Source organism: Flavobacterium sp. WC2430 (genome assembly GCF_040822075.1).
In the GTDB taxonomy this organism is placed as follows: domain Bacteria; phylum Bacteroidota; class Bacteroidia; order Flavobacteriales; family Flavobacteriaceae; genus Flavobacterium.
Window position 1 is genome coordinate 1,179,557 of the sequence record NZ_CP162007.1, and the last position, 17,523, is coordinate 1,197,079.

Below are 17,523 nucleotides of genomic sequence, written 5' to 3' on the forward strand. Positions count from 1 at the left end.
AATATTTTTAACCTAAAGAAAACAATTATGGGATTTTTCAGTGATTTTAAAGCCTCTTTAATGAAAGGTGATGTGTTAAGTTTAGCAACTGCTGTAGTTATTGGTGGTGCATTTGGTAAAATTGTAGGTTCTGCAGTTGATGATGTTATTATGCCTATTGTGGGTTTAATAACTGGTGGAATTGATTTTACTACAAAATTCATAACATTAGATGGTAACAGTTATGTTGACTTAGCTGCAGCAAAAACGGCAGGTGCTGCTGTAATTACGTATGGTAACTTAGTTCAAGCTGTAATCAACTTTGTTATAATTGCCTTGTTTGTTTTTATCGTCTTAAGAGCTGCTGAAAAAATGAAAAAGAAAGAAGAAGTTGTAGTTGCTGCTGCCACTCCAGCGGGACCAACTCAAGAAGAATTGCTTACTCAAATTAGAGATTTATTGAAAAAATAATGCCGCTATACTATATATTCTAACTTAACCGCTTCTTAATTGAGGCGGTTTTTCTTTTTATTAAGTGTGAAAAGGGTTTGATTTTTTGGGTGTAAATCAGCGTTTAATTACAAATTGTTTAATTTGTAACATTTTGTTATTTTTTGTGAATACTCTTGTTTCGAGTTGAATATTACTTACTTTTGTACTTCAAAATTAATATTCAATAATAAAAATATAAGATGAGAATAGCAGTTGTAGGCGCTACTGGAATGGTGGGCGAAGTAATGTTAAAAGTTTTGGCAGAAAGAAATTTCCCAGTTACAGAATTAATTCCTGTTGCTTCTGAAAGATCAGTTGGAAAAGAAATTGAATACAAAGGAAAAAAATACAAAGTAGTGGGCATGCAAACTGCCGTAGACATGAAAGCTGATATTGCTTTATTCTCTGCAGGTGGCGATACATCATTAGAGTGGGCTCCAAAATTTGCTGCGGCCGGAACAACAGTTATTGATAATTCATCTGCTTGGAGAATGGATCCTTCTAAGAAATTAATTGTTCCTGAAATCAATGCTGCTTCTCTAACTAAAGACGACAAAATTATTGCTAACCCGAACTGTTCAACTATTCAAATGGTTTTAGTTTTGGCGCCACTACATAGAAAATACAACATTAAGCGTGTAATCGTTTCTACTTATCAGTCTATAACTGGAACTGGAGTTAAAGCAGTACAACAATTAGAAAATGAATATGCAGGCGTGCAAGGGGAGATGGCTTACAAATATCCTATTCATAGAAATGCGATTCCTCAATGTGATTCTTTTGAAGAAAACGGATATACAAAAGAGGAGATGAAATTGGTTCGTGAGACTCAAAAAATCCTTGATGACAAAACAATTGCAGTCACTGCAACTGCTGTTCGTGTGCCTATCGTGGGTGGTCACAGTGAAGCGGTAAATGTGGAATTCTCTAATGATTTTGTGGTTTCGGATATTCAAAACATTTTGTACCATACTGATGGAGTAGTAGTTCAAGATAACAATGATACATACACGTACCCAATGCCCATGTACGCACAGGGTAAAGATGAAGTTTTTGTAGGTAGAATTCGTCGTGACGAAAGCCAAGCAAATACACTAAATATGTGGATTGTTGCTGACAATTTACGTAAAGGTGCAGCTACTAATACAATTCAAATTGCGGAATACCTTATTGCAGCTAAATTGGTATAATTAGCAATACACAACTATCTTAAACCATCTACGTTAATAATTCTTTATGTTTTGTTAATTTAGATGGTTTTCTTTTTGATGTTTTCCTACATTTGTAGTGTATGAAAAAGAAACAGCTCCTACTCAGTCTTTCTTTGGCGTTGATTATAGTGTTTTCGATACTATTTCAATCGTTACATACCTATGAACACTTTGTAAAGCAATTTTCGCAAACAGAATGCCACCACAAATACAATGTTACCCATACCGAAATAACCCACCAACATCATAATTTAGATGATTGTAAAGTATGTCATTTTACATTCGGTTCCTATGTTTCTCCGCTACAGTTTTATTACGCACTACACTCTAATTACCAGTCGCTTCCTTATTTTTTTGAAAATGGCGAGACTGTTATCTCCTTTTCAGGAAGCTTATACTCCCATCGTGGTCCCCCAACTTTAATTGTTTAAACTGCTCTGTTATTTAAACTAAAAGATAATTTTAAATCATAAAGCTCTAAATTGAGTGATTCAATTCGTGATAAACGATTTCAATCCTTAGTTTTTAGACTATTCGGGTTTTTATGAATTGCCTTTGTTTAAATCGCATTATAATTTCAAATACAATTAAAAACAATCTCACGCATGGAGTGCTGTTACTTTGGCACCCATGAGAATACAATCATTTTCAATGAAAAAAATTATAATTACGCTATTGTTAGGGTTTTCGGCACTACTACATGCCCAAAATTCCGTTTCAGGAACTGTACTTAATTTGGCAAATCAGCCTATAAAAGGAGTTTCTGTTTCTGCTCCAGAATTGCATAAAGGAACCACAACAGATGCAAATGGAAAATACAGTTTAACAAACCTTCCTAATGGGGATTTAAAACTGGACTTTACCTTCGTCGGTTTCACTACTCAAAATAAAACCATTCAAAAAGTACAAAAAGAGAATACACTAGATGTCATCTTAGAAGAAAGTATTTTTCAAATGGATGAGGTAATTGTTTCTACCGCTTTCAATAAAATTCAATCCCAAAACGTAATGAAAGTGGAGCACGAGACAATCAAATCATTGCAGCAAAAAGGGACAGCTACTTTGATAGAAGGGTTGGCCACTATTCCCGGAGTTTCTCAAGTTTCAACGGGAACATCTATCGGGAAACCGGTGATTCGTGGTTTGAGTGGCAATCGTGTTTTAGTCTATTCTCAAGGAGTCCGTATGGAAAATCAACAGTTTGGAGACGAGCATGGTTTAGGATTAAATGACGCGGGAGTAGAAAGTGTTGAGGTTATCAAAGGACCAGCCTCTTTGTTGTATGGTTCCGATGCGCTGGGTGGGGTTTTGTATTTCAATCCTGAAAAATTTGCTGATGCCAATACAATTAAAGCTAATTTTAGTCAAAAACTATTTTCAAAAACGCTAGGGAGTAACTCTTCTTTAGGAGTAAAAACATCTACTGAAAACTGGAAATTCCTAGCTCGAGGTAGTTACAATACCCATTCGGATTACCGTATTTCTGGAGGAGATCGTGTAACCAATACGAGATACAATGAAACCGATTTCAAAACAGGAATTGGATATAGTAATGCAACGTTTTCTAGTGTGTTGCGTTATAACTTCAATAAACTGGATTTGGGAATTCCTGAAGATGGAATAGCATCTCAATCTTCGAGCAAAAAGACGGGTTTTCCTAGACAAGGAGTTTTTAATAATTTACTGAGTTTAAACTCTATTTTCTACTTCAAAAATTCAAAACTGGATGTCGATTTAGGATACATCGCAAATGATCGTTCAGAGTTTGTAGATAGTAATGTGGCCGGTTTACATATGAAACTGAAAACCTTTAATTACGATGCTAAATATCATTTGCCAAAAATAGGCAAACTGGAATCGATTGTAGGGATTCAAGGAATGCATCAAACGAATACGAATTTAGGAGACGAATATTTAATTCCTGATGCAATTACTAATGATTTTGGTGTTTTTGGAACGGTGAATTACGAATGGAAAACTAATGTATTACAGGCAGGTTTGCGTTTTGACAACAGACAAGTAACTACTGATGAGCATGGAAATCAAGGTGAGGAAGGTTATTTTAAACCAATTGATAGATCGTTTGATAGTTTTAATGCCTCGGTAGGTTACAAAACAAATCTTGCCAATGATTTGACTTTTAGATTGAATTTGGCTTCTGGATTTAGAGCGCCAAATTTAGCCGAGCTTACTTCTAATGGAGTGCATGAGGGAACCAATCGATACGAAATAGGAAATGGAGATTTAAAAACGGAGCAAAACATACAAACGGATTTGAACTTGGAATATAAAACCGATCATTTTGAGTTTTTTGTTAATGGGTTTTACAACCATATCAATAACTATATTTATACGTCGCCTGCAGGAACAGTGTTAGATAATAATGATGTTTTCAATTATATTCAAAACAATGCTAAATTGTATGGAGGCGAAATTGGTATGCATTTTCATCCACATCCGTTAGATTGGTTGCATTATGAAACCAGTTTTGAAACCGTTACAGGCAAGAAGCAAAATGGAGATTATTTGCCTTTAATTCCTGCGAATAATTGGAATAATACTTTTAAAGGCGAATTTAAAATCAAGGATTGGCTTGAAGATGGATTTGCAACTTTTAATGTGAGTACCACCTTAAACCAAAACAATGTTAGTGGATTTGAAACTGAATCTAACGGATATACATTAATAAATCTTGGTTTAGGCGGAACAGTAAAATTAGGCGGAACAGTTTTTGATGTTAATTTAAATGGAAACAATCTTTTTGACAAAAGATATATCGCTCACCTTTCACGTCTTAAAAATGACGGAATTCCAAACATAGGAAGGAACATTGTACTTGGAGTAAATTTTAATATTTAATTGAAATAGAAACATAATAAGTTTTTGTTCAATTTTATTTTAGAAGGCACAAAATCAAAATATAAATTGATTTTGTGCCTTTGGTATTTATAAATTAAAAATCAATCTTTTTTAAATTTAAGTTTTTGTATATTTGTTTAGCAATTAAAATAAAAGATTAAACAAAAAATAAAAACCCTGAAAAACCCTGCCATAAATATAGTTTGGTTCAAGCGTGACTTGCGTTTTATAGACAACGAAGCATTGTTTAGTGCGCACAATTCAGGGTTGCCGTTATTGTTGCTTTATTGCTTTGAGCCCACAGTAATGAATTATCCGGATTCAGATGTTCGTCACTGGCGCTTTATTTATGAATCTATTCAAGATTTACAAACTAAGCTGAACGCTATAAATGCTACATTCTATTATTTTCACAATGAAGTTCAAACGGTTTTTTCAGAATTGGCATCTAAGTATGAGATAAAAACGGTTTTTTCACATCAGGAAATTGGCAACAAAATCACTTTTGATAGGGATTTAGCCATGCAAGATTTTTTCCAAAAAAATAATATCAGTTGGAACGAGTCACAAATGCACGGGGTTATTCGAAAATTAAAATCAAGACAACACTGGGATAAACGCTGGGAGAATGTCATGCGTGCTGAACCCAAAATTCTCCATGAGACGCATTTGAATTTAATTAAATTGGATGAAGATACCATACAAAATTTAAATCTGAAAAAACTTCCTGAAACGATTACAACCAGAGATAAAAATTTTCAACAAGGAGGAGAATATTGGGCTTGGCGTTACCTCGATAGTTTTGTAAAAGAGCGATATGTCAATTACAGTAAACATATTTCTAAACCGGCCTTGAGCAGAAAAGGATGCAGCCGCTTATCACCTTATTTGACTTATGGAAATATTAGTATGCGAATGATTTATCAGTATACCAATCAGCATTATGAAAACTCCAAGAATAAACGCGCCATTCTTAATTTTGTTTCCAGATTGCATTGGCACTGTCATTTTATGCAAAAATTTGAGGATGAATGTCGAATGGAATTTGAAAATGTAAATAGCGCTTATGATGTTTTAATCAAGCCAAAAAATGAAGTGTATATCAAAGCGTGGCAAGAAGGAAAAACAGGAGTACCCATTGTTGATGCTTGCATGCGCTGTTTAGTGGCGACGGGCTATATCAACTTTAGAATGAGAGCCATGATTGTTTCGTTTTTTACTTTTAATCTATGGCAGGATTGGCGGGAATTACATTTTTTAGCAAGACAATTTTTAGATTACGAACCGGGAATTCATTATCCTCAAATCCAAATGCAGTCCGGAACTACAGGGATAAATACCATCCGAATTTATAATCCAATTAAAAACTCCGAAGATCATGACCCTGAAGGCGTTTTTATCAAACAATGGTTGCCGGAACTAGCCGAAATCCCTGCCAATTTAATTCATGAACCATGGAAGTTAAATGCAATCGAACAACAATTCTATAATTGTGAAATAGGAAATGATTATCCCTATCCTATTGTAAATATTGAAGAAACCAGAAAATATGCCAGTGACATCGTTTGGAGCTTTCGAAAAAAAGACGAAGTCAAAGAAGAAGGGAAACGCATTTTGAAAAAACATGTTTCTAATCCGAATCGAAAAGTAAAAAAGAAAAAGACCTAAGAAGCCAATACAAAAGAAACTGTCTAAATTTTGATAATGAAAACTGTTAAAAAGCAACATTTACCCACAAAGATTTGTCTGGTTTGTCAAAGACCTTTTTCGTGGCGCAAAAAATGGGAAAAAGTGTGGGACGATGTAAAATATTGTAGTGATAAATGCAGAATGAATAAGTAAAATGAAAAAAACAATACGATTAATTATTGGTGATCAATTGAATAGCAACCATTCTTGGTTCAAAACGGTAGATGATTCTGTTACTTACGTATTGATGGAAATACGTACTGAAACGGATTATGCCACCCATCATGTCCAAAAAATTATAGGATTTTTTGCAGCAATGCAAGCGTTTGCAAAAGAGTTAAAGACTAAAAAACACAATGTAATTTACATTCATTTAAACGATGCGAATAACTTACATTCGTTCGAAAAAAACATTGAATTTTTAATTGGCGAAAATAATTTTACTCATTTCGAATACCAACTTCCTGATGAATATAGAGTAGATGTAAATTTAAAGAAATTGTGTGAAGCAATATCGATTACAAGTTCTGTTGTCGATTCGGAACATTTTTTTACAACAAGAGAGGAGCTTGGGATTTTTTTCGAAGGCAAGAAAATATTTCTGATGGAAAGTTTTTATCGTGCCATGCGAAAAAAACATCATGTTCTAATGGAAGGCGATAATCCAATAAACGGACAATGGAATTTTGATTCTGAAAACCGAAAGAAACTACCAAAAAATCACAAACCAATTGCTCCGCTAGTTTTTAACAATGATGTTTCGGCTATAGCCAATGAAATTGCCCAAACCAATATCGAAACCATCGGAAATATAGATTCCAAGAATTTTATTTGGCCTATCAATAGAGCGCAATCACTAGAACTTTTGGATTTTTTTGTGGAAGAATGTTTACCACTTTTCGGGAGTTATCAAGATGCCATGATGCCAAATGAATGGTCATTATATCATGCTCGAATTTCTTTTTCGATGAATATCAAAATGATTTCTCCCCAAGAAGTGATTGAAAAAGCCACTTCGGAATGGAGAAAAAGACCTATCGAAATAGAATACAATCAACTGGAAGGATTTGTGCGACAAATTATTGGTTGGCGGGAATATATGCGCGGTATCTATTGGCTTAAAATGCCTGAATATGCCAATTTGAATTTTTTCGACAATCAAGGAAAACTCCCTAATTGGTATTGGACAGGCAATACAAAAATGAATTGCCTGAAGGACGCCATTAACCAAACATTAAATTATGGCTATGCACATCACATTCAAAGATTGATGATAACGGGCAATTTTGCCCTTTTGGCGGGGGTGCATCCTGATGAGGTTGGCGCGTGGTATCTAGGTGTTTATATGGATGCTATTGAATGGGTTGAAATTACCAATACACTAGGCATGAGCCAGTATGCTGATGGTGGGATTGTAGGCACAAAACCCTACGTTAGTTCCGCTAGTTATATCGATAAAATGAGTCATTATTGTGGTTCTTGTTATTATAAAAAAGCACTGAAAACGGGAGATAAATCCTGTCCATTTAACAGTTTGTATTGGAATTTTCATGATAAAAACGAAGAGAAATTAAGCAAAAATCCCCGTATTGGGATGATGTATAATGTTTGGAAAAAAATGCAACCCGAAGCCAAGGTTTCTCTATTGGAACAAGCAGATTACTATTTAAAAAACATAAATAATTTATAATGAAAACGGCTATTGTTTGGTTTAAAACCGATTTACGATTATTTGATAATGAGGCTCTTGTAAAAGCCATCGCTCAAAGTGAACAAATCGTGCCCATTTATTGTTTTGATGATTCCCATTATGAAACCACAACATATGGTTTTAAAAAAACGGGGAGTTATCGGGCGCAGTTTTTATTGGAATCCTTACGGGATTTAGATGCCAGTTTGCGCAAAATAGGTTCTGGACTACTTATTTTAAAAGGAAAACCAGAGATTGAAATCCCAAAGGTTGTTGCTCAATTCAAAGTTCATAAGGTATTTGCCAAACGCGAAGTGGCATTTGTAGAAAAGCAAACCGAAAAAAAAGTACAGGAAGCATTGTTCAAATTGCGTTGTGAACTGGAAACTTTCAGCACCAGTACGCTCTATCATGCCGAAGATTTACCCTTTTCGATAAAAGATATTCCGGATGTGTTTACCGTTTTTAGAAAAAAAACAGAGCAAGATGCGGCTGTAAGATCCATTTTTAAAAAGCCATTAACAATAGCGTCTCCAAGGATTCCTGAACTGGTTTTGCCAACTTTAAAAGAGTTAGGATTATCATTTTCTAAAATAGATTCGCGGGCAGCAATTCAATTTAAAGGTGGGGAAACGGAAGCGATGAACCGGTTGAACCATTATTTTTTTGAAACAAAAAATCTTTCCATTTATAAAGAAACCAGAAATGGGATGGTAGGCGCAGATTATTCGTCAAAATTTTCGGCTTGGCTGGCTTTGGGTTCTATTTCTCCAAGAGCCATTTATCATCAAATAAAAAAATACGAAAATGAAAATGGTGTCAATGATTCTACCTATTGGTTGGTTTTTGAGTTGTTGTGGCGCGATTTTTTCAGATTTATGTTCAAGAAATACCAAACAAAATTTTTCTTGTATTCAGGAATAAAAACAGATAAAGTCAATTCAAAAGCAATGAATGTAAAGTTGCTTTCACAATGGATAAATGGGACGACCAATGCTGACTTTATTGATGCCAATATGCTCGAATTGAAACAAACAGGTTTTATGAGCAATAGAGGACGACAAAATGTAGCCAGTTATTTTTGTAACGAACTCAATTTGGACTGGCGCATGGGTGCTGCCTACTTTGAATCGCAATTGATAGATTATGATGTTTGCAGTAACTGGGGAAACTGGGCCTATTTGGCAGGAGTAGGTAATGATCCAAGGAAGCACCGGTATTTCAATATTGAAAAGCAAGCTAAGGATTATGACAAGGATAGGACTTTTAGAGATTTGTGGTTGCAGTAGTTGTTTATCATATAAGTCATATAAGTTTAGTCACCATATAAATGCTTTCTATTTTTAACAAGCTTTTATATGGTTTTTTTGATGTACTCTTCTCGAATTACTTTTCACCCAAACAAAAAAACTTCTATGACTTCTATGTTTAAAAAAACGCAATGCTAGATTCCTTTTCGTAACAAAAACACACATTTATAGACTAATGTTTTTTAAAATGTTTCTCATCCAAGGAACACGAACTATTTTCCTATTTTTGTTTTAACCAATTCTTTTTTTAATGAAAAAACTAATTTTGATCATGGCGGTATTACCCACAATAGCAACTTTTGGACAAAATAACAATCCAATCCAATATCCAAAAACTCCAAAGGGAACGGTAGTAGATCAGTATTTTGATACAGTTGTCAATGATCCGTATCGTTGGCTAGAAGACGACCGCTCTGCTGAAACCGCAGCTTGGGTAAAAGCACAAAACGAAGTCACTTACGGCTACCTAAACCGAATTCCTTTTCGAGAAGCACTAAAAAACCGAATGGAAAAACTATGGAATTATGAAAAAATAGGTGCGCCATCCATAGAAGGGAAATTCACCTATTATTCTAAAAATAACGGACTACAAAATCAGTCGGTGGTGTATCGCAAAGATGCTTTAGGTGTTGAAGAAGTTTTCTTAGATCCCAATACCTTTTCTAAAGATGGAACAACTTCTCTAGGCGGAATGGATTTTTCCAAGGACGGTTCTAAAGTAGCCTATGCAATATCTGAAGGCGGTAGTGACTGGCGAAAAGTAATTATCATGGATGCTTTGTCCAAAAAAGTAATTGAAGATACCCTTGTCGATGTCAAATTTAGTGGCATTTCATGGCTTGGAAACAAAGGGTTTTATTACTCTAGTTACGAAAAACCAAAAGGAAGCGAACTCTCGGCCAAAACGGACCAACATAAACTCTATTTTCATCAACTGGGAACCGCTCAAAAAGAGGATAAAGTTATCTTTGGTGCCGACCAAAAGCGAAGATATGTAGGCGGTTATGTGACCGAAGACGACAGTTTCCTGGTCATCACAGCGGCCAATTCGACTTATGGAAACGAATTGTACGTCAAAGATTTAAGAAAGGCTAATAGTCCTATTGTGACGCTTGTTGATAATTTCAATAGTGATAATACCATTCTTGACAATCAAAGAAGTAAACTCTTTATCGTTACCGATTGGAAAGCACCCAATAAACGCGTGGTAACGGTAGATATAAAAAATCCAACACAAGAAAACTGGAACGATTTTATCCCCGAGACTCAGGATGTTTTATTTCCATCAACAGGAGGCGGATACATTTTTGCAAATTATATGAAAGATGCCGTATCAGTAGTGCAGCAGTACGATTATAATGGCAAAAAGATGCGTGAAATCCAGTTGCCGGGACTGGGAACAGCAGGAGGTTTTGGCGGAAAGATAAACGACAAAACACTCTATTATTCATTTACAAACTACACAACGCCAGGAACCATTTTCTCATTTGAACCCAAATCAGGAAAATCAGCGGTGTATGCCAAGCCAAAAGTAGATTTCAACAGCGACGATTACGAGTCAAAACAAGTATTTTATTCGTCGAAAGATGGAACCCAAATCCCCATGATTATCACTTACAAAAAAGGATTAAAACAAAACGGACAAAACCCAACCATGCTTTACGGTTACGGAGGATTCAATGTGAGTTTAACGCCTAGTTTTAGTATTGCCAATGCCGTTTGGATGGAAAACGGAGGTGTTTTTGCTGTTCCTAACTTGCGTGGAGGAGGAGAATACGGTAAAAAATGGCACGATGCCGGAACCAAAATGCAAAAACAAAACGTCTTTGATGACTTCATCGCTGCAGCCGAATATCTAATTGCTCAAAAATATACTTCCTCAGACTTTCTTGCCGTTCGCGGTGGGTCAAATGGAGGTTTGCTAGTAGGAGCCACCATGACCCAGCGTCCTGATTTGATGAAAGTCGCTTTGCCGGCCGTGGGCGTTATGGACATGTTGCGCTACCATACCTTTACGGCAGGAGCGGGCTGGGCGTACGATTACGGAACCGCGCAGGACAGCAAAGAAATGTTCGAATACATCAAAGGGTACTCACCAGTGCACAACGTAAAAGCAGACACACACTATCCCGCGACGATGGTCACTACGGGCGATCATGATGACCGAGTGGTGCCAGCACACAGCTTTAAGTTTGCTGCTGAGTTGCAAGAAAAACAAGCGGGAAGCAACCCAACCTTAATTCGCATTGATGTCAAAGCGGGTCACGGCGCAGGAAAATCGGTGGCGGCAACCATTCAGGAAAACGTCGATATCCAAGCCTTTACCTTATACAACATGGGCATCACCCAATTGTAAAAAGAAGACAACTAGGATTTGTATTTCATTTATTTTTAGGAGCTTTTTCCTGCTGTCCGCTGTATTCCCGATAAATAAAAACTACGGCTTGAAAAAACCCTTGTTTTTCTAAATCGAGAGATGCCGCTCCCATCAGGGCTAGGGACAAAGAGGAATCAACAACTTTATTTTCATAAAACGCTATTCGAAAGAGTAGCGTTTTTTTGTTACTAGTCATCAAGCTCTCTTTGTCATCTCGACGCAAGAGAGATCACATAAAGAAAATAGAAAAGGATAATAAGATTGATTCTTTCCTTGAAATGGCGAGAAACGGAGTCGCTTTACGTTTTGACAAAAATAACTCTCACAAACTACAACTATCAAATCCCTCCTCGTTATTTAATTACCTGAACTACAATAGATAAAAATCCCTAAATAGAGCTTATTTTAAACTTTTTTAGTATCTTTAATGTCCTGATAATGAAAGTGTATTGGCTACAATAAGGCGAATAACGCACCGTATTTAAAAAGACTTTTTACTACAATATTTAAAAGCCTCACTTATTTTTATTTTAAAAATGAAGCTATGAGAGTTGCTGTGACCCGAAAAAATGTAAAATTCACCCCAGATTCCAGTAGAGTGGTGGCTCGCTATTTTATGAATGGCGAGCAGCGAACCCGCGATATGGTAAGTCATATCATGGTGTTAGACGAAAAACAAGTCATTCATACACTGGAACATACACTGCGTGAGTTTGCTAGACGACACCGTAATATTTCACGTATATTCTTCAAGCATTGTGAAAACATTCGTGGCATCATTGAAGAAATGCAAATCAACTATGACGGCATTTCTGAGGAACGAAAAATGCTCATTGGTTCGTACTGCACTATGGAATACGCCATCGAATCGGCTGCTTTTTTCAATCCTTCCATGATGGAGGATTTCGATCAGTCTTTTCTGGGAAAACAGGAAAGGCGGGTTATTATTTCTTTTAGGGCCACAGGAGAAGGCCATATTTCTTCGGTCGTTTTTAGAAGAGGAATTCTCGATAAAAACAACGACCTCCAAATGATGAAGATAGGTGCTAATATCGATAAGGCCGAGATTGTACACAAATCCTTGTTTGACAAAAATAGATTTGTCAAGAAATTAGCCGAGATGAATACGCCCGATAAATACACGGCCATGATATTGCAAGACATGCCTGAGAAATTTGGATATGAAATCATAAAAAACGCCATCAATAAGGTACTAGATGATCCATCTATAAGCCAAGATCAGCGCAGCGCATTGGAAGAAATCATCTGGTTGGCAGATTCTTTTTATGACATACAATTCAAGCACGACTCTGATATCACGGAACGGGTTATATTCCCCATTTCAGACTCCGAAAGCCGTGGAATTGAAGATGCGCGTTTTGTACGATTCTTTGACGATGGAACATCACACAAGATTTTTGGAACGTATACAGCCTACAATGGCCACGTGATTATGCCAAAACTCATTTCAACCGAAGACTTTTATTCCTTTCATATCATGCCTTTGTATGGAGAAGGGGCAAAAAATAAAAATCTGGCGATGTTCCCTAGAAAAATAAAAGGCAAGTACGCCATGCTTTCTAGAATCGATGGGGTCAATAATTACCTCATGTACTCAGACAGACCTACGGAATGGAATAATCCTATGCTCATCCAGCAACCCCGATATCCGTGGGAATTCACACAAATAGGAAACTGTGGTTCTCCCATCTGGACCGCCGAAGGTTGGCTAATAATCACTCACGGAGTAGGCGCCATGAGACGCTATTGTCTGGGCGCTTCCTTGTTTGATCTTGACGATCCTTCAAAGGAAATTGGCCGACTGGCCGAGCCCTTGCTTGCCCCACTAGAAGACGAGCGAGAAGGTTATGTGCCAAATGTGGTTTATTCCTGCGGTTCCATTATCCATAACAACAACCTCATATTGCCTTATGCCGTATCTGATTATTCCTCCACTTATGGAGTGGTTGACATGGTAGAATTACTCGATGCCCTAAAAAAGAGTAAATAATAAAACCAAGAAACCCCTTTTTTGTTTGGAACTATTTATTGCCTTCCATCACAAGCCTTCACAAAAACAAAAATCAATCCGTAAACAACAATTCAGCAAGTTTTTCATCATGAGCATAGATGTCGTCATAAAAATGCACCAGCCCTTCCTGATCCACCCAAGCGGTGAAATAGCCTATGTAAACAGGGATTTTGGTCTTGAGGTTGTATGTTTTTTCGACCCCTCGATTCATGGCTTCGTCAATTTTTTCTATAGGCCAGTTGGTATCTCCTTCGAGTACCATAATCGCCAAATCACGAGGTCGCGCCACACGAATGCATCCGTGACTAAAAGCCCTTGTGTCTTGTTCAAACAAACTTTTGGACGGCGTATCGTGCATATAAATAATATGTGAATTAGGGAATACAAACTTCACCTTCCCCAAGGCGTTTTGCTCTCCGGGTCGCTGCCTTACGCGGTTGCCAACCCATTCCATATCGTTTTTAGCGAGATAGTTGGAATTCTTGGCAATAGCGGGTAAAATCTCTTTTCTTAAAATACTGGGAGGCACGTTCCAATACGGACTAAAAATAATTTGACTCATCTGTCCACTAAAAACCGCGGTTTTATTCATGGACTTTCCCACCACTACTTTGGAGAGCAATGCAATCTTGCCGTCCTTGAAAAAAGTAAGGGTAAAAGCAGGAATATTCACGATAATGTAGCGGTTGTTTTGAGTTAAGCTAGGGGAAATCCATCGGCAGCGCTCCATATTAATCATAATGGTTTTAATGCGTTCACTCACGGTAACATTCATTTCTTTGATGTGTTTGGGCAGTAGGACAGAGTCAGTGGTAAAAGCATTGCGTTCTTTGTATTTCAAAATACCAGTTAGGAGCTCATTGTCAAACACGTTTTTTTGAGAATCTGTTTTTAAATCCCCACTTATAAAAAGCCGTTTCCTAATTTGGAGCACCACAGCCGAGGTGTCGCCTAGTTGCAATGATTTCATTTTTTTGGGAATTTCAATGGGATTCCATCCTCCTTTTTTTTCAATGTTTCGGTAGTTTTGGAGCGCTTCTTTTAATAAATAATATTGCCCTAAAACCCCTTTGTTTGGTTTATTGATCAGTGCAGGATCTTGTAATAATGAATCCAAGCGGTTCACATAGGATTGTTTTTTTCGAGGCAAGTACCAACCCAGTTCCGTACTTTTCTGGATGTCCAATCCTTTGAATACATTGTCAGCATAAAAAAAATATAGTGTGGACAGTAAGAGCTCTACCTCTAAGTTTGATTTGTTCATTTTCTCTTCATCCTGAAAAATGTCGCGCAACTCTTGTTGATACGGAACCTTGATGCGCACCCCTTCTTGATCCAAGTTGTTGATTTTGTTATACAATAAATCAGCAAACTCGTTGATGCCCTTGCTGTCGTACCATAAATAGTGAAACTGGTGTTTACTATAGAGTTCCATCACCTCTGGCTTGAGGAAATTGAATTTGGAATATTTTTTAAAAAAAGGAGCAATCAGCGTACTATCAAATGGGGTAAGTGGAAAAGCAGGGATTCTTTGGTATTTGACAGCTAGGTTTAGTAACAACACTTTTTTAGTGGTGGCCTTTGACTCATTGGTCATACCCAACAAAAAAAAGAACCCAGCAAAAAAAAGGAATGAAATAGGGAAGCGTTTCATGTTGTTACTATTTGATAATCAGCTATAAAGATACAAAAAAGGGAGATGAATATAAGGTTCTGATTCCTTATTAACAGTAGGTGTTTTAGTCTAAATTAGTGTCAAATAGCAGTTCGGCTAGTTGATTGTCTTTGAAATAAATGTCAAAATAAAAATTAATTTCTCCACCCTCGTTTACCCAAGCAGTAAAATAGCCAATATGAATGGGAATTGGTTTTTTTAGTACACATATTATTTCTACTCCGCCATTCATGGCTTCATTTATTTTATCTAAAGGCCAATCTGGATTGTTTTCTAAAATCAAGTACGCTAATTCTTTGGCTTTTTGCATATTAATGCAACCGTGACTGAATCGAGGAAAATCATAATTAAAATTGAGTTTGTAAGGAGTGTCATGTAGATAGATGCTATAGGTATTAGGAAAAACAAACTTGACGACTCCCAATGCATTGTCAGGTCCTGGTCTTTGTCTGAGACTTTTTTTGTTCCATTCAAAATGGTGCCTGGTCATATAAGTTGAATCTTTTTCCATAGCAGGTTTTATCTCGTTGTCGAGAATGCTTTGGGGAACATTCCAATAGGGACTAAAAACCACACGGCTGATACTAGAACTGAAAAGTACCGTTTCCATTAGGTTGAAGCCCACGAAGACTTTAGAAACTAAAATATTTTGACCGTTTTTTTTATAGATTAAAGTAAACGACGGAATGTTTATAATAATAAATTCGTCCGCTTTTGCTAATTTGGGAGGAATCCATCGACAGCGTTCCATATTAACCATAATGGTTTTAATGTAGTGTTCGATGGGGAGGTTCATGCGGTTGAGGTGTTGGGAACCTATGGGATAATCGGGTTTGTAACCATTTCTTTTTTTGAAATTCAACATGCCCGACATCAGTTCGGCATCATAGATATTGCTTTTAGAATCGGTATTCAAATCACCCATAACGAGCAGTCGGTGCCTGATTTGTCCAATGGTTTTTGAACTATCGCCTGGCTGGTATTCTTTGACTCCAGATTCGGTTTCAATGGGTGTCCATTCGCCATTTTTTTCAATTTGTCGGTACTGCTTCAAGGCATCTCGCAGTTTGTAATATTGCCCAAAAAGTTGTTTTTCATTTTTATCTAACAATTGCGGACGGGTTAATAACGAATCCAGTAGCGTTTTATAGGAAACATTTTTTTGGGGTAAAAACCAGCCCGTTTCATGAATTTTTTGGCTGTCGATACCATGAAATACTTTTTTAGCATAATAGATATATAGTGTGGACAGTAGCAGTTCTTTTTCGGTCTTTGTAATTTCAATTGCTAATTCAGTATTAAAAATAGAATGAATTTTATCTTTGTAAGCCAAGTTGAACTTCAATCCCTCATTTTCAAGTTGGTTGACTTTCGAATATAATACATTCGCAAACTCAATAAGCTGCTTATCATAATACCAAATGGATTTGTAGTTTCGGTTTTTGTACAAAAGAATCACATCTGATCGGTATTTTTTTAAATTGGAATAGGTATTAAAAAAACGGTTGAGAGTAATCAAGTCAATAGTAACGAGGGAATTGTTGGTAGTAATTTCCTTAGAGTTAGAAATGCAATACAAAGCTTTGTCCGTGACATTTTTTGTAGTATCACGGTGAATTGCGGCATCAGCATAGTCCGATAATAAAACGATAAGTAACCAAAAAAAAGGTCTCATGGCAAAAACGTTTCTTAAAGTTAAGAAAAGTATTGGGAATTTGAAAGTGTATTAGGATGGAATTAACGGTAGGATTGTTTTTTGGTTTTTTATTCGAAAATCTAGCTTTCTTTTCATAATGTTTTATTAATTGCTTCGTTTTTTGAGGGAATTAACCTTAGTTTTGAAAGACAATCTTAAAATATTTAATACTATGAAAATACAGATTAACACAGACAAAAATGTAGAAGGACACGATAGACAAGAAGCTTATTTTTCTACTGAATTAGCAAAATCACTATCTCGTTTTGAAGATAAAATTACACGTATAGAAGTTCATTTTACGGATGAAAATGGGGAAAAAGTGGGAACTCATGATAAAAAATGTCTTATAGAAGCACGTCCTGCAGGAATGCAACCTTTAGTAGTTTCTGATTATGCGGATGTTACTGAAAAAGCGTTTCATGGTGCTTTAGACAAGATGAAGAAGATCCTAACTACTGCTTTTGAAAAACAAAAGGCACACTAAAAAAAATTTAAGGGTTAAAATATAAA

The 17,523-nt window shown here is 36.4% G+C and carries 14 protein-coding genes; 11 read left to right on the top strand and 3 right to left on the bottom strand.

Going from position 1 to position 17,523, the window contains the following annotated elements:
- Positions 1–27: 27 nt before the first annotated feature.
- The 9 genes from mscL (at position 28) to AB3G36_RS05120 (ending at position 11,586) form a co-directional block, all read left to right on the top strand.
- Entirely contained in the window at positions 28–450 is a 423-nt protein-coding gene (gene mscL, locus AB3G36_RS05080; RefSeq protein ID WP_367756656.1) for a large conductance mechanosensitive channel protein MscL, read from the top strand.
- Positions 451–671: 221 nt separating this feature from the next.
- Positions 672–1,661, top strand: coding sequence for an aspartate-semialdehyde dehydrogenase (locus tag AB3G36_RS05085; protein WP_367756658.1), 990 nt, complete (start codon positions 672–674; stop codon positions 1,659–1,661).
- A gap of 101 nt (positions 1,662–1,762) precedes the next feature.
- A complete protein-coding gene (locus AB3G36_RS05090; RefSeq protein WP_367756660.1) occupies positions 1,763–2,113 on the top strand; it encodes a hypothetical protein in 351 nt (116 codons plus the stop codon).
- A 220-nt stretch (positions 2,114–2,333) separates the two neighbouring features.
- Positions 2,334–4,541 carry a TonB-dependent receptor gene (locus AB3G36_RS05095; RefSeq protein ID WP_367756662.1) on the top strand — a complete coding sequence of 736 codons (2,208 nt, stop codon included), beginning with the start codon at positions 2,334–2,336 and terminating at the stop codon, positions 4,539–4,541.
- A 198-nt stretch (positions 4,542–4,739) separates the two neighbouring features.
- A complete protein-coding gene (locus AB3G36_RS05100; RefSeq protein WP_367757892.1) occupies positions 4,740–6,209 on the top strand; it encodes a deoxyribodipyrimidine photo-lyase/cryptochrome family protein in 1,470 nt (489 codons plus the stop codon).
- Positions 6,210–6,245: 36 nt separating this feature from the next.
- Positions 6,246–6,383 carry a DUF2256 domain-containing protein gene (locus tag AB3G36_RS05105; protein WP_367756664.1) on the top strand — a complete coding sequence of 46 codons (138 nt, stop codon included), beginning with the start codon at positions 6,246–6,248 and terminating at the stop codon, positions 6,381–6,383.
- A 1-nt stretch (position 6,384) separates the two neighbouring features.
- On the top strand, positions 6,385–7,920 hold the full coding sequence (locus AB3G36_RS05110; RefSeq protein WP_367756666.1) for a cryptochrome/photolyase family protein: 1,536 nt from the start codon (positions 6,385–6,387) through the stop codon (positions 7,918–7,920).
- Positions 7,920–9,209, top strand: coding sequence for a DASH family cryptochrome (locus AB3G36_RS05115; protein WP_367756668.1), 1,290 nt, complete (start codon positions 7,920–7,922; stop codon positions 9,207–9,209). Before AB3G36_RS05110 ends, AB3G36_RS05115 begins: the two co-directional genes overlap by 1 nt.
- Before the next feature lie 292 nt (positions 9,210–9,501).
- Positions 9,502–11,586, top strand: a complete 2,085-nt coding sequence (locus tag AB3G36_RS05120) for a prolyl oligopeptidase family protein (RefSeq protein ID WP_367757894.1) — start codon at positions 9,502–9,504, stop codon at positions 11,584–11,586.
- 25 nt (positions 11,587–11,611) lie between these two features.
- Here AB3G36_RS05120 and AB3G36_RS05125 read toward each other — a convergent pair whose 3' ends face one another.
- Positions 11,612–11,803 (bottom strand): hypothetical protein, encoded by a 192-nt coding sequence (locus tag AB3G36_RS05125; protein ID WP_367756670.1) that lies wholly within the window; start codon positions 11,801–11,803, stop codon positions 11,612–11,614.
- 348 nt (positions 11,804–12,151) lie between these two features.
- Here AB3G36_RS05125 and AB3G36_RS05130 point away from each other — a divergent pair, with 348 nt between their 5' ends.
- On the top strand, positions 12,152–13,618 hold the full coding sequence (locus tag AB3G36_RS05130; protein WP_367756672.1) for a glycoside hydrolase family 130 protein: 1,467 nt from the start codon (positions 12,152–12,154) through the stop codon (positions 13,616–13,618).
- 73 nt (positions 13,619–13,691) lie between these two features.
- Here AB3G36_RS05130 and AB3G36_RS05135 read toward each other — a convergent pair whose 3' ends face one another.
- Complete coding sequence (locus tag AB3G36_RS05135) at positions 13,692–15,293, bottom strand: murein L,D-transpeptidase (RefSeq protein ID WP_367756674.1); 1,602 nt, start codon at positions 15,291–15,293, stop codon at positions 13,692–13,694.
- An 85-nt stretch (positions 15,294–15,378) separates the two neighbouring features.
- Positions 15,379–16,989, bottom strand: coding sequence for a murein L,D-transpeptidase (locus AB3G36_RS05140; protein ID WP_367756676.1), 1,611 nt, complete (start codon positions 16,987–16,989; stop codon positions 15,379–15,381).
- Between the two features lie 193 nt (positions 16,990–17,182).
- Between AB3G36_RS05140 and AB3G36_RS05145 the strand changes: the two genes are divergently transcribed.
- Positions 17,183–17,497, top strand: a complete 315-nt coding sequence (locus AB3G36_RS05145) for an HPF/RaiA family ribosome-associated protein (protein WP_367756678.1) — start codon at positions 17,183–17,185, stop codon at positions 17,495–17,497.
- Positions 17,498–17,523: the final 26 nt, after the last annotated feature.